General features: G+C 56.0%; 17 protein-coding genes and 2 tRNA genes. 2 read left to right on the top strand and 17 right to left on the bottom strand.

Annotation, left to right across the window (positions count from 1 at the left end):
- Positions 1 to 83: 83 nt before the first annotated feature.
- Together BG910_RS00350 and BG910_RS00345 are read right to left on the bottom strand one after the other, a co-directional pair.
- Positions 84 to 170 (bottom strand) — tRNA-Leu (locus tag BG910_RS00350).
- A 34-nt stretch (positions 171 to 204) separates the two neighbouring features.
- Positions 205 to 291: transfer RNA gene (locus BG910_RS00345), tRNA-Leu, on the bottom strand.
- An 80-nt stretch (positions 292 to 371) separates the two neighbouring features.
- On the opposite strand from BG910_RS00345, the gene rnr reads away from it, so the two are divergent.
- Entirely contained in the window at positions 372 to 2792 is a 2421-nt protein-coding gene (gene rnr, locus BG910_RS00340; RefSeq protein ID WP_198344805.1) for a ribonuclease R, read from the top strand.
- Positions 2793 to 2906: 114 nt separating this feature from the next.
- On the opposite strand, the gene BG910_RS00335 is transcribed toward rnr, so the two are convergent.
- The 10 genes from BG910_RS00335 to earP form a co-directional block, all read right to left on the bottom strand.
- Positions 2907 to 4118: a beta-ketoacyl-ACP synthase gene (locus tag BG910_RS00335; protein ID WP_089035122.1), complete on the bottom strand. Its 1212-nt coding sequence runs from the start codon at positions 4116 to 4118 to the stop codon at positions 2907 to 2909.
- Positions 4115 to 4630 carry a hypothetical protein gene (locus tag BG910_RS00330; protein WP_089035121.1) on the bottom strand — a complete coding sequence of 172 codons (516 nt, stop codon included), beginning with the start codon at positions 4628 to 4630 and terminating at the stop codon, positions 4115 to 4117. Before BG910_RS00330 ends, BG910_RS00335 begins: the two co-directional genes overlap by 4 nt.
- Before the next feature lie 154 nt (positions 4631 to 4784).
- Positions 4785 to 7121 carry an MMPL family transporter gene (locus tag BG910_RS00325; protein ID WP_089035120.1) on the bottom strand — a complete coding sequence of 779 codons (2337 nt, stop codon included), beginning with the start codon at positions 7119 to 7121 and terminating at the stop codon, positions 4785 to 4787.
- Positions 7122 to 7152: 31 nt separating this feature from the next.
- A complete protein-coding gene (locus tag BG910_RS00320) occupies positions 7153 to 7743 on the bottom strand; it encodes a LolA family protein (RefSeq protein ID WP_089037060.1) in 591 nt (196 codons plus the stop codon).
- Between the two features lie 51 nt (positions 7744 to 7794).
- Positions 7795 to 8235, bottom strand: coding sequence for an acyl-CoA thioesterase (locus tag BG910_RS00315; protein ID WP_089035119.1), 441 nt, complete (start codon positions 8233 to 8235; stop codon positions 7795 to 7797).
- 3 nt (positions 8236 to 8238) lie between these two features.
- Complete coding sequence (locus tag BG910_RS00310) at positions 8239 to 9159, bottom strand: LpxL/LpxP family acyltransferase (RefSeq protein ID WP_089035118.1); 921 nt, start codon at positions 9157 to 9159, stop codon at positions 8239 to 8241.
- A 160-nt stretch (positions 9160 to 9319) separates the two neighbouring features.
- Positions 9320 to 9754, bottom strand: coding sequence for a hypothetical protein (locus tag BG910_RS00305; RefSeq protein WP_089035117.1), 435 nt, complete (start codon positions 9752 to 9754; stop codon positions 9320 to 9322).
- Positions 9747 to 11054: a homoserine dehydrogenase gene (locus tag BG910_RS00300; protein WP_089035116.1), complete on the bottom strand. Its 1308-nt coding sequence runs from the start codon at positions 11052 to 11054 to the stop codon at positions 9747 to 9749. The genes BG910_RS00305 and BG910_RS00300 overlap by 8 nt, the downstream gene beginning before the upstream one ends.
- 319 nt (positions 11055 to 11373) lie before the next feature.
- A complete protein-coding gene (gene efp / locus BG910_RS00295) occupies positions 11374 to 11937 on the bottom strand; it encodes an elongation factor P (protein WP_089035115.1) in 564 nt (187 codons plus the stop codon).
- A gap of 39 nt (positions 11938 to 11976) precedes the next feature.
- Positions 11977 to 13122, bottom strand: coding sequence for an elongation factor P maturation arginine rhamnosyltransferase EarP (gene earP, locus BG910_RS00290; RefSeq protein WP_089035114.1), 1146 nt, complete (start codon positions 13120 to 13122; stop codon positions 11977 to 11979).
- Between the two features lie 203 nt (positions 13123 to 13325).
- Here earP and grcA point away from each other — a divergent pair, with 203 nt between their 5' ends.
- On the top strand, positions 13326 to 13715 hold the full coding sequence (grcA, locus tag BG910_RS00285) for an autonomous glycyl radical cofactor GrcA (RefSeq protein WP_089035113.1): 390 nt from the start codon (positions 13326 to 13328) through the stop codon (positions 13713 to 13715).
- Between the two features lie 92 nt (positions 13716 to 13807).
- On the opposite strand, the gene BG910_RS00280 is transcribed toward grcA, so the two are convergent.
- From BG910_RS00280 to BG910_RS00260, 5 genes are all read right to left on the bottom strand, one after another.
- Positions 13808 to 14128, bottom strand: a complete 321-nt coding sequence (locus BG910_RS00280; protein WP_089035112.1) for a helix-turn-helix domain-containing protein — start codon at positions 14126 to 14128, stop codon at positions 13808 to 13810.
- 387 nt (positions 14129 to 14515) lie between these two features.
- On the bottom strand, positions 14516 to 15025 hold the full coding sequence (locus BG910_RS00275; protein ID WP_089035111.1) for a peptidylprolyl isomerase: 510 nt from the start codon (positions 15023 to 15025) through the stop codon (positions 14516 to 14518).
- Between the two features lie 111 nt (positions 15026 to 15136).
- On the bottom strand, positions 15137 to 16552 hold the full coding sequence (locus tag BG910_RS00270; RefSeq protein ID WP_089035110.1) for an SLC13 family permease: 1416 nt from the start codon (positions 16550 to 16552) through the stop codon (positions 15137 to 15139).
- 265 nt (positions 16553 to 16817) lie between these two features.
- The gene (gene tpx / locus BG910_RS00265; RefSeq protein ID WP_089035109.1) at positions 16818 to 17312 is read right to left on the bottom strand and encodes a thiol peroxidase; all 495 of its coding nucleotides are present in this window, start codon (positions 17310 to 17312) and stop codon (positions 16818 to 16820) included.
- A gap of 150 nt (positions 17313 to 17462) precedes the next feature.
- Entirely contained in the window at positions 17463 to 18962 is a 1500-nt protein-coding gene (locus BG910_RS00260; RefSeq protein ID WP_232462209.1) for an aminotransferase class I/II-fold pyridoxal phosphate-dependent enzyme, read from the bottom strand.
- Positions 18963 to 18988: the final 26 nt, after the last annotated feature.

The raw sequence follows: 18988 nt of genomic DNA, 5'->3' as shown, positions 1-18988 counted from the left end.
TGGCAACGGAATTATAGCGGGAAAACGCCGTTTTCCGCAATCCGCTGATAAAAAATCCGGTCTGAAACCGGATTATTGGGATTTGGTGCCCAGGAGAAGACTCGAACTTCCACACCCGTGAGGATACCAGCACCTGAAGCTGGCGCGTCTACCAATTCCGCCACCTGGGCATTTCAAGCAAAGCTGCAACCAAATCCTGAGATTTGGTGCCCGGGAGAAGACTCGAACTTCCACGCCCGTGAGGACACCAGCACCTGAAGCTGGCGCGTCTACCAATTCCGCCACCCGGGCTTTGCTTTATCTGCCGAATTGCGTTACAGTTTGGGGCTGCCGCGCAAAACGAAGTGGCTATTATATATTTACAACAAAGAATGTCAACATTAAAAATGAACAAAAAAATTAAATCACTAAATTTACGAGAAAAAGATCCGTTTCTTGCACGGGAGAAGCAGCGTTACGCCCATCCGCTGCCCAGCCGCGAATGGGTTATCGAGCTTTTGGAAAAGAAAGGCGTGCCGCAGAAAATCGAAACACTGGCACGGGAATTGTCGATTACGGATGACGAATACGAATTTTTCGAACGCCGTCTGAAAGCGATGGCACGTGACGGTCAGGTTTTGATCAACCGGCGCGGTGCGGTTTGTGTGGCGGAAAAGCTGGCGCTGGTGAAATGCCGTGTGGAGGCGCACAAAGACGGTTTCGGTTTTGCCGTGCCGCTGGAGGCGTCTTCGGGCGGTGATTTTGTTTTGTACGAACACCAGATGCGCGGCGTGATGCACGGCGATATCGTAACCGTGCGCCCTGCGGGTATCGACCGTCGCGGCCGCCGCGAAGGCACGGTTTTGGATATTGTCGAACGCAGGCAGTCGAAAGTGGTCGGCCGTTTCTATATCGAACGCGGCGTGGCGATTTTGGAAGCGGAAGACAAACGCTTGGTGCAAAGCATTGTTTTAGAACCGGAAAGCGTGGCTGAATTCAAGCCAGAATCCGGTCAGGTCGTGGTGGCGGAAATCGACACTTATCCCGAGCACCACCGCCCCGCCGTGGCGCGGATTACCGAGGTGTTGGGCAATTACGCCGACAGCGGTATGGAAATCGAAATCGCCGTGCGCAAACACCATCTGCCGCACCGGTTCAGCGAAGCCTGTACCGCGGCGGCGAAAAAAATTCCGGCTGCCGTACGCAAAAGCGATTTGAAAGGCCGCGTGGATCTGCGCGACTTGCCGCTGGTGACGATAGACGGCGAAACGGCGCGCGATTTCGACGACGCGGTTTACGCGGAAAAACAGGGACGCAATTACCGGCTGGTGGTGGCGATTGCCGACGTGAGCCATTATGTTCGCCCGAACGATGCGATCGATATTGATGCGCTGGAACGCAGTACCAGTGTGTATTTTCCGCGCCGCGTGATTCCGATGCTGCCGGAAAATCTTTCCAACGGCATCTGTTCGCTCAATCCCGATGTGGAACGGCTGTGTATGGTGTGCGACATGATTGTCACCTACGCTGGCAATGTGAAGGAATACAAGTTTTACCCCGCAGTGATGCGCTCGCACGCGCGGCTGACTTACAATCAGGTTTGGGCATGGCTTTCAGACGGCGCTGACAATCCGCACAAAACCCAGCTTGAAACTTTGTACAAATTATTCAAAGTATTGCAGAAAAAACGCTTTCGGCGCGGTGCGGTCGAATTTGAAAGCGTGGAAACGCAGATGCTGTTTGACGACAACGGCAAAATCAAAAAAATCGTCCCCGTCGTGCGCAACGACGCGCATAAGCTGATTGAAGAATGTATGCTGGCGGCGAACGTCTGCGCGGCGGATTTTCTGTTGAAAAACAAACATCCCGCGCTGTTCCGCAACCACTTGGGGCCGACGCCCGAAAAGCTGGCGACCCTGCGCGAACAGCTCGGCCTTTTGGGACTAAACCTCGGCGGCGGCGACAACCCCACGCCGAAAGACTACGCCGGGCTGGCGGCACAATTTACCGGCCGCCCCGATGCCGAGCTGCTTCAAGTCATGCTGCTGCGTTCCATGCAGCAGGCCGTTTACCAGCCGGCCAACGAAGGCCACTTCGGGCTGGCTTACGAAGCCTACGCCCACTTCACCTCGCCCATCCGCCGCTATCCCGATCTGACGGTACACCGCGCGATTAAAGCCGTGTTGCAGGGCAAAAAATACACGTCCGAAAAAAGCTGGCAGGCATTGGGCGTACACACGTCCTTCTGCGAGCGCCGTGCCGACGACGCCGGCCGTGACGTGGAAAACTGGCTGAAAACCTACTATATGCGCGACAAAGTGGGCGAGGTGTTCAGCGGAAAAATTTCCGGCATGACCACTTTCGGCATCTTCGTCACCCTGGACGACATCCACATCGACGGCTTGGTGCACATCAGCGATTTGGGCGAAGACTACTTCAATTTCCGCCCCGAAATCATGGCGATAGAAGGCGAACGCAGCGGCATACGCTTCAACATGGGCGACCGTGTGACCGTCAAAGTTACCCGTGCCGATTTGGATACCAGCAAAATCGACCTGACCCTGATCAGCGGCGGTAAAGCAGGCAGAAAACGCCGTAAAAACAAGGCAGAAAAAGTTGCCGAAACCGTGCCCGAAAAATCAGTACGCGGCAAAAAAGCGGCTGTAAAACAAAAAGCCGTCAAGGCAAAAACGGCAAAAGCCAAGCCCAAAGCCCAACAAGCCGCCAAGAAAACCGCCCGCGGCAAGAGTGTGAAAATCAAAGTGAAAACGAAAAACGCACCGCATAAAGGCCGTAACAAGGCCAAAGCGTAAAACGGAAGCAGGTATGAAACAGGCCGCCTGAAAACTTTTGGGTTTTCAGGCGGCCTGAGACTATTGCTGTTTTTTTACAGAAATTTTCGAAATAATCCGCGGCATGGCTGCGGGTTATTTTTCGCCGATAACGACCACGCAGTTGCTTCCGCCGAAGGCAAACGACGAACTTGCGCCGATGCGCGGCTTATCTGCCGCCCAATGCGCATCCTGCCCCGTCAGCGCGATTTCCGGCAGGGATTCGTCGCGAATGCCGTCCCAAACGTGGTGCGGCAGACGGCCGGCGGGGTTGAAGCGGCGGCTGACGAAACCCCACAGCAGCGCGGCTTCGAGCGCGCCCGCGGCGCCGAGCGTATGGCCGGTCAGCGGTTTGGTCGAAGTGCAGGGCGTGCGGCTGCCGAACACTTGCGCCACCGCTGCCGATTCCATACTGTCGTTGTGCACCGTACCCGTGCCGTGCAAATTAATCCAGCCGACGTCTTGCGCGCCGATTCCTGCGGATTGCAGCGCCTGCTCAAACGCCATGACCGCACCTTTGCCGTCCGGACGCGGTGACGACATATGGTAGGCGTCGGAACTTGCGCCGTATCCCGAAAGCAGCAGGCCGTCTGAAAAATCCGCATCGCGCGTCATCACAAACGCCGCCGCCGCCTCGCCGATATTGATGCCGTTGCGGTTGGCGGAAAACGGATTGGCGATACCGTCTGAAAGCACTTCCAGCGAAGCGAAGCCGTTGATGGTCAGCGGCGAGAGCGTATCGACGCCGCCGCACACCACCGCGTCGCACAAACCTGCCCGCAGCAGCCGCGCAGCGCTGATTAAGGCGCGCGCACCCGACGTGCAGGCAGTGGAAACGGCATAACACAAACCGCCCAAACCATAAATATCGGCGACAAAATCGGCCGGCGCGCCCATCGCGTGCTGCTGCTGGTTAAACGGCAGCGCCGCCCAATCTTTGCCTGCCGCGCGCTGTTCAAACATCGGAATGTTTTCGTCCGCCCCGCTCACCGATGTGCCGATGACCACCGCCACCCTTGATGCACCGTAACGCTGTTTGGCTGCTTCAATCAGCAGCTCAATTTGCGCAAGTGCATGCCACAGCAGCCGGTTGGTGCGGCTGATATGCGCTTTATCCAATGATTCGGGCAGCGGGCGCAAAGGCCTGCCGACCGTGCCGAACGCTAAATTTTTCCCTTTAACCCAATGCTCGGAAAACGTCAGCGGGGCAGGCGGATCCGCCCGAAGCAGTTTTTCCAGATGCGTTTCCAAACCGCTGCCCAATGCGCTGACCAGCGCAGGTTTGCTCAAGTAAACAGGAACACTCATTTTTCTTCGTCCGCAGGAATAACCAGCCAGCTTCTGCCGTCGGGCAGCACCACTTTCAAACCGTCGCCCTGCTTCGACACGCGCCATAAGTCGCGGTTTTTATAGCGAAACAGCGCGCCGTTTTCAGACGGCATCTGTTTCGCGTCGGGATAAAGCGCCAGCGTGTCCGCCGATACCAAATACGGCAGCATCGCCGCAAACACCTGCCGCGACGCCGCATTAGGCATCACGAATCCGTCGTTTTTCCACCCCTTGCGGGTCAGAATCTGGCGCGATTTCGGCACGCCCAGCGCATCGGTCTGCACAAAACGCAGCCCTTCAGTCTCCTGCGCCACCGCCAACAGGCTGGTTTGCACGACCTTACCCGCTTTATCCGACTCGGTCATCTGAAACCAGCGCCCGTCGGCCGACACCGCCGTCTGAGGCAGATGCGGGCGCGGAAGGCCGTCTGAAAACGTGCAGGCCGCCAACAGCCACGCAGCGGCAAAGATGGGCATGAATTTTTTCAACATGGGGTTTCCTTAAAATATTCTGCCGTCGGCCGGGTTCATGAAGCTGATAAATCTTAATTTCTGCATCCGCCGAGGGTGTACTGAAGCCGTAGGTCGGATTCAAGAATCCGACCTGCTGCGGCATCTGCCGTCCGACCGTCATCACGGCATTTTTTCAGACGGCCTCATCCAGCAACACCGCCGCCGCCAACACCGCCAGCACCACGCCGACGGCGACGGTCAGGCCGAATGCGGCCACGGCGGGTGTGCCGCTGAACGCGAGCAGGCCGAACGAAATGCCCGTCGTCAGCGCCGCCAGCAGCATTCCGCCCAGCCGCACGGCGGGCGGGGGTGCGGCGGAGGCGGCGTAAACGGCGTAATCTACGCCGATGGCGGAAACCAACAGCAGGCCGAACATGGCAAACAGGCTGACAGGAATGCCCGTCCAGCCGAGCAAAGCAACCGTTCCCGCCGCCGCCGCCAGCGGCACAGCCAAAATCTTCACGCCCTTACGCGTACCGAAAATTTTCCAAAGCAGCAGCCACGCCGCCGCATACGAGGCTAGTTTCAGCCATGCGGCCTGATTGCGGGTCTCTTGGAACATTTGGTTCAGATGGGTGCGTTTGTCCGCCCAATGCACGCCGTTCATTCCCGCCAAAGCCGTCCGCACGGCCACAGCATCCTTCACGCCGCCCAAGCGCACCACCGCTGCCTGCCGCCCCGTTTCCACCTGCCCCAAATACAGCGGCCGCCACGCCTCGGCAATCTGCGCCTTGAGGCCGTCTGAAAGTGAAACAGGCGCCTGCGCCGCCGCTTCCTGCAAGGCGGTTTGAACGGTTTTAGGCGGCACACCAAGCTCTGCCAGCGGCTGCCACGTTTCGGGCTTGTCTGCCAGCGCGCGCAAATGCCGTTGGAGCTGCCGCTGCGTCTGCTGCGGCGCAATCCATTGATCGGGCGATTGCACCTCCGCCAATGCGCCCTGCCTGATTAAGGGCTGCAAAACGCGGTTGACTGCCGCGCTGCGCTCGAGCAGGCCGTCTTCGTCTGCGGCTTCCACCACGGCATACTGCGCACCAAAATCCATGCCGCCGAGTTCACCGAGCTGCCGCGCCTGTTCCAACAGCGCCGGCGGCATAGCGGCCCATTGGCGGATGTCGTCGCGCCAGTCGCTGCGCCACAGCCCCGCCGCCGCCAAAATCAGCAGCAAAACGGCGGCAGCCGGCTTTTTCAAAAGCGCGTGCAGCGCATGGATTTTCGCCAGCAGCGGCGGCATCAGCCTGCCGAAGGGCACGTCCCGCCCGTGATAGCGGCGGAACAGCGGCGGCAGCCAATACACCGTCGCGCCAAACGCCCCCAACAGTGCCGCTCCCGAAAACACTGCCGTCTGCTGCAACACCGAAAGCGGTGTCAGCCACAGCAGCGCATAACCCGAAACCGTTACGGCAAGGCTGATCAAAAAGCCGTGCAAAACATGGCGCATCGCCTCATCGGCCTGCCACACGGGCTTCTGAATCAGGCCGTCTGAAACGGATTTTTCAGACGGCCTGCACACCGCCGGCGCCAGCCAGTGCAGCGGGAAATCAACCAGCATGCCGACCAAACTCGTGCCGATGACCACCGTCAGAACGTGAATTTCTCCGAACACCGCCAGCGCCGCCGCCAAGCCCGCAAGCACGCCTGCACCCAGCGGCAAGACCAGCCAAAACACGCGCGCGCTGCGGAATACGCGCAGCAGCAGCGCAAACGTCAGCAGCATTCCTGCGATACCCATCCAACGGCTTTCCGCTTCCGCCGAGGTTTTCGCTTCGGCGGCAAACACCGCGCCGCCCGCGTATAAAACCTCCGCTTTCTGCGCGGCGGCGGTTTGTTTGCTGTCGTCCAACAGTTTCAGCAGTTTTTCATCGGGCGCCGCCCCTTCGGGCAGCCTGCCGCGCAGCCAGACCCAGGTTTTGCCCCTGTGTTCGGTAAACAGCATACCGTTGTCGGCGTTCCAGCGGATACGGCTCTGCGGCTGCCCTTTGCCCGCGGCGAAACGGCCGAAACCCAGCCAGTCGTCGGAAAGCGGCAGCAGCGAAGCGGCAAACGGATTGGCCGCATCTTCCGCCCGCACCTGAAAATACGCGCGCGGATTATCGCGCAGCAGGGTTTGCTGTTCAGACGGCAGCAGCGCCAGCCCCAGCCGCCTGATTTCTCCGCGCAGGCCGCCGATGTCGGGCGTCAGCGTGTCCTGAACCGAAGCAAATACGCTGCTTGCCTGCCATTGCCGCGCCAATGCAGAGGCCGTCTGAAACGCCGTGTCTGCATCAGCCGAACCGACCGCCAGCACCACTTGCCCGTTTAATTCCTTTTCCAGCACCGCATCGGCCTTTTGCAGCAAAACATCAGGCCGCGCTTCCTGCGGCAGCAGCGCGGTCAGATCGGTTTGCAGCCACGGCTTCGCCGCCAGCGTGTATGCGAAAAACACAGCGGCGGCGGCCATCAGCAAAGTGTAGAGAATGCGGGGAAATTTCATGGAACAAAAACAGGCGGTTTTTCAGACGGCCTTACAGCGCCTGTTTGGCAAACGCATCCAAGCCCTGATTGGTTTTCACGTTTTGAAAGCGCATGATTGTGCGGTCGCCCTGTTTTTCGTTTAATTCGATACGGCGCACCGCACTGTCGCCCTGAATATCAATGCGGGTAAAGATCTGCTTCATCACGGCGGTTTTCGGCGTCAGTTGCAACATCCACTGCTTTTCGCTGCCGCCGAGTTTCATGTCAAACTGCTTTTCCAGCCCCTGCGTATTGCCGCCGAGCAGGTCGAGGAAGAGTTTGACCTGCTGCGACTGGCCGACCGCGCTGCCCTGCGGTTTGACCCAGCTTTGGCCGTTCCATTGCGTGATGCCGTCGGCGCGCACGCGCATACGGGTTTCAAACGGCTTCTGCATATTCCAAAGCAGGCCGCGTTTGGGCTGCAAAACAAACGTACCGCGCGCGTTCATCGGTTTGGCCAGCGATTTCAGATGGCGTTCCTGCACAAAATCCCCCTGCACGTTTTGCGGCTTTTGCAGCGTCTGCGCCAACTCTGCAGCGGAAAACGCCCACAGCATCGGGCTGAACAGGGTCAGGGAGACGGCGGTCAAGCGTTTTTTCATCATAGCGTTCCTTTGGTTTTTCGGGCGGGTGCCCGTGGTTTTCAGACGGCCTTATTCCGCCTCACGAAAAGTCGGATGCGTTTTTACCGCGTTCAGCCAGCTTTGCGGCGTTTGAAACTGCATTTCGCCCGTTGCCAGCGACACGGCAGCCTGCGTGGTCGAGGCTTTGGTCAGCTTTTCGCCCGTGGCGGCATCGGTGATGAGGTAGTTGATTTTCAGGCTGCTTTCGATTTCCACCACGGCAGTTTCGACGCGGATTTTCTGGCCGAAACGGGCAGGGCGCACATATTTCAGGTTCATCTGCACAATCGGCCACATATAGCCCTGCCGCCCCATTTCTTCGTAATCATAACCGACGGCGGCGAGAAAGTCGCAGCGGGCGACTTCGAGGTATTTCACATAATGGCCGTGCCAGGCGATTTGCATGGCATCGACGTCGAAAAAAGGCACTTCCATTTCGGTGAAATGGCGGCAGTAAACATGTTTTGCCATGCGTTATTCTTCCCAAAAACGGTAAAAGTTAAACCATTGCAGCGGATTTTTCGCACATTCCGCCGCCATTTCGTCAGCAAAACGCTGCGCAGCCTCCGCTACCCGCGCCGCCCGTTCGCCGTACTTCCAGTCGGTATTTTCCAAAAACAGCCGCGTACTCAGGCGGTAGCGGCCGTTTTCCCTGATACAAAACAGCGTGTATACAGGCGTTTTCAGCAGCGCCGCCAGCAGCCATGCGCCTTGCGGCATTTGCGCGCGGTGTCCTAAAAAATCGACGGCAACAGTTTTTTCTCCGCGCACGGGCACACGGTCGGCGGCGACGGCCAGCCATTCGCCCGCGTCGATGCGGCGGTTGAGTTCCATCATCAGTGCGGCATCCAAATCCGTCACCTGAATCAGGCGGATTTTGTCCGCACCTGCGTTTTCCAGCGCCTCGTTAAATGCCGCGGCGTGGCGGCTGTGCACCAGCACATTGAGCGTAAAACGGCGGTGGTGCGACACCAGCGCGCGGCAGATTTCGGTATTGCCCAAGTGCGAACAGGCAAAAATCCGCCCGCGCCCCTGCGGGTTGTCGAGCAGCACGGAAACGCCGCCGGCATCATCAATCAGCAAATTTTCATAGCGGATTTTATGCTGCCACACGGCAAAACGGTCGCACACCGCGCGCCCGAACGCGGCAAACTGGCGGAACACCGCCGCACGGCGCGGCAGCACGGCATCGGGAAAGGCCGCCTGAAGCCGCGTTTGGTAAAGACGGATATTCCGCCGCGGCGCGGGCGCAGTCAGGTAGAAATAGGCGGTAACAAACCAAATGCACGGATTCATTAAGGAAGCGGGCAGACAACGCACCATCAACGTGGTCAGGCGCAGGAAAAAACGGCTGCCGCGCTCCTGCTGCGCCGCCCAATGGGATTCGGTTTTCATGTTCGTTTTCGTGTTTTCAGACGGTTCCGCCGCAGCGGCGGTTTCGGCAAACCCGCAATTATTTTGAAAACGCCATTGTAAATAGATTTTCCGTCTGCCGCAAAAAGGCCGGGGCCGTCTGAAAAGTTTCAGACGGCCCCGGCCGGTTGGCAGGAAAACATTACTTAACTTTCAGCCCCGCCACGCATTGTTTGTCGCGGGCTTCAAACGCTGCGGCGCCGCCGAGCAGTTTGAGCTGTTCTTCCGCGCTGATTTTACCGAAAGACTGAATCTGTTTTTCGGTCAGTTTTTCCAGCGGCTCGTCCCACATACACACGCAGTAGTCCTGAATCACGGCGTCGCTTTTGCCTTCCAGCCCGCGCGCTTTCAAATCGGCCTGCCATTTTTCGGCAAACGGGATGTTTTGGATACACGACTCGATAATCGCGGCTTTGGCTTTGGGTTTGCTCAAGGCGCATTGCGACAGGAAAAACAGCGAGAGAAACAGCGCCATGATGATCCACGCCCAGATGCGGATGGTGCGGATTTTGGCTTTGGCTTTTTTCAGCTTTGCGGCTTTTTCCTCTGCCGACAATTCGGTTTGCGGCTCAGTCATGCAGGCTTTCCATGCGGATCATAGTAATCGGGGTTTCGACGCAGTCGAGCGCTTCGATGGCGGCGATGGAGGCTTTGATGTTTTTTTCCACCGTGCTGTGGGTCAGAATCACGATTTCGGCAGTGGTTTTGTCGATGACGCCTTTTTGGATCAGGGCTTCGATGGAAACATTGTTTTGCGCCAACACGCCGGCGATTTTGCCCAGCGTACCCGGTTTGTCTTCGGCTTGGACGCGCAGGTAGTAGCTGCTGGTGATTTCGTCCATCGGCAGAATGGTTTGCGCTTCGACGTGGGCGGGTTGGAATGCCAGATGCGGCACGCGGTGGGCGGTATCTGCATCGATGAGGCGGCTGATGTCGATGATGTCGGCCACCACCGCGCTGGCGGTCGGCAATGCGCCCGCGCCCGCGCCGTAATACAGGGTTTCGCCGACCATATCGGCGTTGACGCGCACGGCGTTCATCACGCCGTTGACGTTGGCCAGAAGGCGGCTTTCGGGAATCAGGGTCGGGTGAACGCGCAATTCGATGCCTTTGGCGGTTTTGCGGGTGATGCCCAAGAGTTTGATGCGGTAGCCGAGCTCTTCCGCGTATTTGATGTCGCGGCTGTCGAGTTTGCTGATGCCTTCGAGGTAGCAGGCTTGAAAATTGACCGGCGTGCCGAACGCGAGCGCGCTCATGAGGGTGATTTTGTGACCGGCGTCGTGGCCTTCGATGTCGAACGTCGGATCGGCTTCGGCATAACCCAGCGCCTGCGCCTCTTTTAATACGTCGGCAAACGCGCTGCCCTTTTCGCGCATTTCGGTGAGGATGAAATTGCTGGTGCCGTTGATGATGCCGGCGATGGATTTGATGTTGTTCGCCGCCAGGCCTTCGCGCAGCGCTTTGATAATGGGGATGCCGCCGGCCACCGCGGCTTCAAACTGCACGACGGCGTTTTTTTCTTCCGCCAGCGGGAAGATTTCGTTGCCGTATTCGGCCAACAGCTTTTTATTCGCGGTAACGACGTGTTTGCCGTTTTGCAGCGCGGCCAAAACCGCTTCTTTGGCGATGCCGGTGCCGCCGAACAGCTCGACCACAATATCCACATCTTCGCGCGCGACCAAATCGAGCGGATTTTTGACAAACGCCGCATCCGGGCAGATTTCTTTGGCTTTTTCCGCACTCAAATCGCAAACGGCCGAGATACGCAGGTTGCGCCCCAAGCGGCGGCTGATTTCCGCAGCGTTATTCTGCAACACGGCGGCTGTTCCGCCGCCGACCGTACCTAAACCTAAAAGACCGATGTTTACAGGCTTCATTTTGTCTCCTTATTGTGAATCTGAGCCGGATGATATTTGGGGCAATGTCCTGATAAAGGCCGTCTGAACAGCCTCCGCTGCGGGCATGAAATTCGGTAATCCTACCCGAAATTACCTGTTTTTGCACCTTTTTTACGGTTGGCAAAGTCCGTCTGCCGCTGTGTCAAGCATTTTCAGGAATACGGAATTTATGTCTGAAAATGAGCGTGGTTGCGGCGTAATCGGATAGGTGGGTTTGGTACCGGAAACGGTTTGGGCAATGAAAGGCCGTCTGAAAACCTTATGGGTTTTCAGACGGCCTTTATGATTACAACGGATATTAAGACGCGCGTTTGCGGAATTCGCCGGTGCGGGTATCGATTTCGACTTTGTCGCCGGACTCGATGTAGGCCATCACTTGGATTTCGGTGCCGCCGACGAGACGGGCAGATTTCATTACTTTGCCGGAAGTGTCGCCTTTAACCGCAGGCTCGGTGTATTCCACTTCGCGCACGATAATAGTCGGCAGCTCGACGGAAATCGGATTGCCTTCGTAGAAGGTAACTTCGCAAACGTCTTCCATGCCGTCAACGATGAATTTCAGCGCGTCGCCGATGTTTTCGGCTTCGATTTCGTATTGGTTGAATTCGTCGTCCATAAAGACGTACATCGGGTCGGCGAAGTAGCTGTAAGTACAGTTTTTGCGCGACAGAATCACAACATCAAATTTGTCGTCGGCTTTATAGATGGTTTCGGTGGCGGCGCCGGTCAGCAGGTTTTTCAGTTTCATGCTGACTTTGGCGGAAGAGCGGCCGCCTTTGATGTATTCGCTTTTTTGAACGACCATCGGTTCGCCGTTGACCATAAATACGTTGCCGGCGCGCAGTTCTTGTGCTGTTTTCATGCTTGGTTTTCCTATCGGATTCGGTTGAAAATAAACGTGCTATTCTAGCTTAAGTGCGGTAAATTTGGCTAGTTTTTCCAGCGCCGTCGGCTGGGAAAACAGGTATTCGCGCCAATTTTCCGCACTTTGCCGCCATGTTTTCAGACGGCTTTCGAGCAGTTGCCAGGATTTTAGGCGTTCGGCATCGGTGAGGGTGTTCGCGCCGTTGAGTTCGCCGGATAGGGCTTGGTGGGCGGTAAACAGCTCTTGCGGATAATGCAGGCGGGTTTTATGCCAAAAGGCGTGCAGCTTGTCGAGGTGCGCCGCTTCTTCCTGCGGGTAGATGTGCCAGAAAAACGGTTTGCCTGAAAATTGGGCGCGCACGAAGCTGTCTTCGCCGCGCACGATGAGGCCGTCTGAAAGGTGCAGCAGTTTGTCGAAACCGTCTTGGGCGACAAAGGGTATTTTGACGAGGGTCAGGCAGGCCGTCTGAAAAACGTCGCCGTTTTGCGAGAGCGCGCCGGCGGGAATTTTGCCGGCGGCTTTGAGGCTTTCGATGATTTGGCTGCCGGCGAGCAGCAGGGTCATGGGGCGGCCGTGTTGCCGCCAAGTTTCCAGCCATTTTGCCCAAACGGAGCTTTGGTAGCCGAACAGCAGCCATTCGGGCGCGGTTTTTTCGGGTAGCCCGAGATGCCGTCTGAAAACGGTTTTGTCGAACCGAATCCGCGTCGGGTAGTCGCGCTCGCGGATGAGGCCGCCGCTTTTTTCGCTAAAGCCCATAAACCAGAAATATTTTTCCGCGCCCTCTTGCGGCGAGGGCATGAGGTGCAGGCGCTCGTTGCTGTCTTCGGCGCTGAGGTATTCCCAGTTGAGCCACAGCGGGCGGTGGCAGCGGATGATGCCGAGCACGTTTTCGGGCAGGTCGCAGGCGAAAGTTTCGATGACGGTGTCGGGCGTTTTCAGACGGCCTGCGTCTTCGGCGTGGTTCGGCAGCCAGCGGTGGACGGCGATGTTTTGATGCGTACACGGTAACGGCGGCAGGTCGGGGCAGAGCGCGGCGAGGGCGGATGCGTCGTCTGTCCAGAGATGGACGGTGAAACCGAGCTCGTCACACAGGGCGCGCGCGAGCCGCCACGATACGCCGGCGTCGCCGAAATTATCGATGACGTTACAGAAAATCCAGCAGATTTTTTTTTCAGACGGCATAAAGTTGTTCCGTAAAATTCCGTTATTGCATGACAAGGAAAAACGTTCAGATTTAAGACATTTTATCCAGTTGCAACAAGGTGTTGGATTGTTTTGATGTAGGGCTTCGTAATTTGATTTATATCAAAAACGAGCTGACTGATAGGTATAGAATGTTTACCGAATAGATTTTATCCACGTTAAACGAAAGAGAGAATCCGACTATGATTAAAGGTATTCAAATTACACAAGCTGCAAAACCTGCATTGCTGAATTCCTTCTGGCTTTTGGACGATGCAACCAACGAAGTGCGCTGTCTGGCCGCCAAAGCAGAAAGCGGTTTCGCAGAAGATGCAGTGGTTGCTTTGGCCGATTTGGGCGAAGTGTCTTACAAAGAAATTCCGGTTGACGTACACGCACGCCCGAAAGTGGAAGGCGGCCAACACTTAAATGTTAACGTTCTGACCCGCGAAACTTTGGAAGATGCCGTTGCCAATCCCGACAAATATCCGCAACTTACCATCCGCGTTTCCGGCTACGCCGTCCGCTTCAATTCGCTGACACCGGAACAACAACGCGATGTGATTACCCGTACATTTACCAACAGTCTGTAATTTTAGCTGTTTGCAAAGGCCGTCTGAAATTCAGACGGCCTTTTGGTTTTGACAGGCGGATGGAGGGGGTGAACCCCGTGCGGCAGCTTATTTTAAGAAAAATATTCAGACGGCCCGGCTGCCTGGGTATCCCGCTGTTCCGACATCATTTTCAGCAGCTCCTGCGGCGGCAGCAGCAGTTGGTACGCCTTGACACCCAGCGCCTGCGCCATTTTTTCGATGTTGGAAAGCGCAATGTTCCAGCGCTTGCGCTCGACGGCGGAAACATAAGTGCGGTCCAACCCGCATTGGCGCGCGAGTTCTTCCTGCGACCAGCCTTTGCTGACGCGGAACAGGCGCATATTGTAGGCCAAAACCGCGCGCAGGTCGGCGGCATCGGGCAATTCGGCGGGCGGTGTGAGTTTGTTGCTCATTTCGGATGCTTTCGTTTGTTTGAGAATTTGCTGCTACGGATTTTACTTCACGATATGCAAAAGCAAAAGGCAAAAAAAGAGGGGGTGGCTACACAGCCACACCCAAACACACACATCAAGAGGAAAGAGATAAGAAAGGAAATGAAAACTTAACGGATAAATAAAACAACCGGTTTTAAACAAAGTGAAAGTTTTGGCCGGTTGGTTTAAATTTCGTTAAACGTGATTATAGGGGGGTTAGAAATTAGAGCTTTGACTTAAATCAAGTCTGCCTTGATTTGTCGGATAAATCGGTAGATTTGCGGAATACATCAGAAACTATACTGATGGTGATTAAAAAGCAGCCCTCCGGGGCTGCTCTCGAAATCAAATCAAAACGTCAAAAAATCAAACCACTTCCGCCTTGGTAATCACCACCGCTTCAGACGGCACATCATCGTGATAGCCGTGGCGTTTGGTTTTCACTCCCTCGATGGCATCGACCACGTCAAAGCCGTCCACGACTTTACCGAAAACCGCGTAGCCCCATTCCTGAACCACGGTTTTGCCGTACATTTCTTTCGAGCGGAAGTTCAGAAAACCGTTATCCGCAGTGTTGATGAAAAACTGCGCGCTGGCCGAATGCGGGTCGGAAGTGCGCGCCATCGCGAGGCTGTATTTTTCGTTGGGCAGACCGTTGGACGCCTCGTTTTCAATCGGCGCGCGGGTGGCTTTTTCGTTCATGTTTTCATCCATGCCGCCGCCCTGAATCATAAAGCCTTTGATGACGCGGTGGAAAATTACGCCGTCGTAGAAACCGTCTTTGACGTATTGCTCGAAGTTGGCGGCGGTAACGGGCGCTTTCTCGAAATCCAGCTCGATTTTGATGTCGCCTTTGTTGGTGTGGAGGATAATCATGAGGGTTTCCTTTCGTTGAAGATTTCTTGCAAATGGCGCGCCGGCCGCAAAATTCAAGGCCGTCTGAACAAATTTTTCAGACGGCCTTGAGGCTTGATGAAGCGGCGGGTGTTACATCAAAAAGAAATAAGCCCAAAGCGCGACGAGGAAAACACACAATATATTCAATACCATGCCCACGCTCATCATTTCGCGCTGTTTGATCAGGCCGGTGCCGAACACGATGGCGTTGGGCGGCGTGGCCACGGGCAGCATGAATGCGCAGGAGGCGCCAATACCGATGACGAAGACCAAGACCTGTTCGGGCAGCCCCATCTGCGCGGCGATGCTGGCGAAAATCGGTACGAGCAGTGCGGCGGAGGCGGTGTTGCTGGTGAATTCGGTGAGGAAGATGATAAACGCGGCGACGACGAAAATCACCAAAAGCGGGTGGGTAACGGCAAAGGTTGTGGCGACCTGTTGGCCGAGTGCCAGCGATGCGCCGGAAGACTGCAACAGCGCGCTCAGGCTGATGCCGCCGCCGAAGAGCATCAGCACGCCCCAGTCGGTGCTGCGGGCGACTTCTTTCCAGCTGGCAACGCCGAACACAACAACGGCAATCGCGGCAATCAGGGCGATGACGGTATCGGGGTTGCCGATGCCGAAGACGGCTTTGATTTTAGAGCTGAAAATCCACGCAACGGCGGCAGCCAGGAAAATCAGCAGCGCGATTACGCGGTGCAGCGTCCAAGGGATGGATTCGTCTTTGATTTCAACACGTTCGTTGAGGTTGGGTTTTAAAACGACATACATAGAAAACAGCATCAGCGGCAGAATCAGCAGCATCATCGGCAGGCCGAGTTTCATCCAACCGACGAAGTCCAAATCCAGCGCTTTGGCGGCAATCATATTGGGCGGCGAACCGACGACCGTGCCCAAACCGCCGATGCTGGCGCAATAGGCAATACCGAGCAAAACGAACACAAAGGTTTTGCGCTCTTTTTCCTTATCCATATGATCCATCATGCCCATCGCCAGCGGCAGCATCATGGCCGCGGTGGCGGTGTTGCTGATCCACATCGACAAAAACGCGGTCACGCCGAACAGCATCAAAACCGCGGCCTTCATATTTCCGCGGGAGAGGCGCAGGAGCGTAATGGCGATTTTTCGGTCGAGCCGCTGCATATGCAGCGCCGCCGCCAACGCGAAGCCGCCGAAGAAAATATAAATCGTCGGATCGGCAAAACCGGCCATCGCTTTTTTGATGTCCATTCCGGGAAAACCGAGCAACACCGCAGCCACCGGCACCATCAGCGCCGTGACCGTAATGTGGACGGCTTCGGTAAACCAAAGCGCCGCCACAAAAATCAGCAGCGCGATACCTTTGTTGGCATTAGGTTCGTAGGGAAGGATTTTGTAGATGCCGAAACACACAATGGCAGAAACGACAGTAATCAACAAACCCTTGAAATCGGTAACAGGCACCTGACCGCTGAGGGTTTCGGCCGTTTCCGGGTGTTTGGTTTCGTCGTGTGAATGCAAATCCATGTCGCTTTCCTTTGTAGAAAAAGATGTGAAAAAACGGTATGGAATAAGAACGCAGCGGCCTGATGCCGCTTCCCGCTACGGGAGTGGTCTGATTCTGAGGGCAGTATATTTGTAATTCGATGTAGCGTAAATAGATTGTAAACAATTCCCGCAGAAATAAAGCAGGATTTTGCTTAAGGCCGTCTGAAAAACAGAACAAAAAATCCGCAAAAAAAGGCCGTCTGAAATATTCAGACGGCCTCCTTATTTTTCAGAAGCCAACCGCTTACAGCGCCGCCAAAGCCGCGTCGTAATCAGGCTCTTCAGTAATTTCGCCGACAAGCTGGGTGTAAACCACCTTATCGTTTTCATCCAAAACCACCACCGCGCGCGCGGTCAGGCCCGCAAGCGGGCTGTCGGCCAGTTTCACGCCGTAATCTTCGGCGAAGCTGCTGCGGAAGGTCGATAAAGTCACTACATTTTCCAAACCCTCCGCACCGCAGAAACGGCTTTGCGCAAACGGCAGATCCGCCGAAATGCACAGTACCGCTGTATTATCCAGCGAAGACGCGCGTTGGTTGAACGTGCGCACCGATTGCGCACAAACGCCCGTATCCACGCTCGGAAAAATGTTCAACACTTTACGTTTTCCCGCAAAATCTGCGAGCGTTTTGTCCGACAAATCCGCCGCAGTCAAAACAAATGCCGGTACCGTTTGTCCGACGGCAGGCAATGCGCCCGCTACGTTTACAGGATTACCTTGGAAAGCGACTTGGGTCATGAGTTTATCCTTTCAAAAATATGGGAAACATTCCGCATACGCAGAAGCATAGCCGTTTTGGTGCGGATTGCCAAACCGAATTTCAGACGGCCTTATATATTGCGCTCCATCAAGGGGCGCAAATTCTTTACCTTTTGTTTTCCCAGCCCCTTATTGCCGGTAGTTTTTCAAAAACCGTTCCAGTTTCATCATCGCTTCTTCAATCTGGTAAACATACGGCAGGGTAACGATACGGAAGTGGTCGGGTTTCGGCCAGTTGAAGCCGGAGCCTTGTACAAACAGCACTTTTTCCTGCACCAGCAAATCGTAGATAAATTTCATATCGTCATGAATGCCGTACATTCCGGTATCGATTTTTGGGAACATATACAGCGCGCCCATGGGCTTCACGCAGGTAATGCCTGGGATTTGGGTGACCAGTTCGTAGGCTTTGTTGCGCTGTTCCAAAAGACGGCCGCCGGGCAGGATGAATTCATTGATACTTTGGTAGCCGCCCAAGGCCGTCTGAATGGCATGCTGCATGGGCGTGTTGGCGCAGAGGCGCATGGAGGCGAGCATATCCAGGCCTTCGATGTAGCCTTTGGCGCGCTCTTTCGGGCCGTTCAACACCATCCAGCCCATGCGGAAGCCGGCGACGCGGTAGGATTTGGAGAGGCCGTTGAAGGTAATGGTCAGCAAATCGGGGGCGAGGGCGGCGATGTGGTGGTGGACGGCGCCGTCGTAGAGGATTTTGTCGTAGATTTCGTCGGCAAAAATAATCAGGCCGTGTTTGCGGGCGAGCTCGACGATTTCGAGCAGGATTTCTTTGCTGTACACGGCACCGGTGGGGTTGTTGGGGTTGATGACGACGACGGCTTTGGTTTTCGGCGTGATTTTGGCTTCCATGTCGGCCAGATTGGGGAACCAGCCGTTTTCTTCGTCGCAAAGATAGTGGTGCACGGTGCCGCCGGCGAGGGTGGCGGCGGCTGTCCAGAGCGGATAGTCGGGCGCGGGAATGAGGATTTCGTCGCCGTCGTTCAACAGCGCCTGCATCGACATGGTAATCAGCTCGGAAACGCCGTTGCCGATATAGACGTCGTTGACGGTGATGTCGCGCAGGTTTTTGGTTTGGTAGTAATGAACGATGGCTTTGCGGGCGGAATACAGCCCTTTGGAATCACAATAGCCCTGCGCGGCGGGCAGGTTGCGGATGACGTCGACGAGGATTTCGTCGGGCGCTTCAAAGCCGAACGGAGCGGGATTACCGATGTTGAGCTTGAGGATTTTATTGCCTTCTTCTTCAAGGCGCAGCGCTTCTTTGTGAACGGGGCCGCGGATGTCGTAGCAGACGTGGTCGAGTTTGGAGGATTTGGGGAAGTTTTGCATGGCGTTTCCTAAACGGGATTCGGTGGGTTTGGAGGGCGGCGCGGTCTCGGGCGAAACGGCATCGGCTTGGGGCGCGGCGTACATTTCGCCTTTGCCGGTTTCCAGCCACAGCGGCGAGACGCCCAAGACTTCGGAAATGGCGGCGATATTGGTCGGCTTTTTGTTTCTGCCCGATTCGATTGCGGCAACGGCGGATTGCGAAATGCCGACCAGTTTGCTCAATTTCGCCTGACTGAAACCTTTCGCGGCTCTTGCTTTGATGAAACGGTCTTTTAATGTACTCATAGCGTGCCTTTGAAAAATAAATATGA

Origin of the sequence: Neisseria chenwenguii (assembly GCF_002216145.1) — a bacterium.
GTDB lineage: Bacteria > Pseudomonadota > Gammaproteobacteria > Burkholderiales > Neisseriaceae > Neisseria > Neisseria chenwenguii.
Note: the sequence above shows the minus strand (reverse complement) of the source record. Positions and strands in the feature narration are given on the sequence as shown.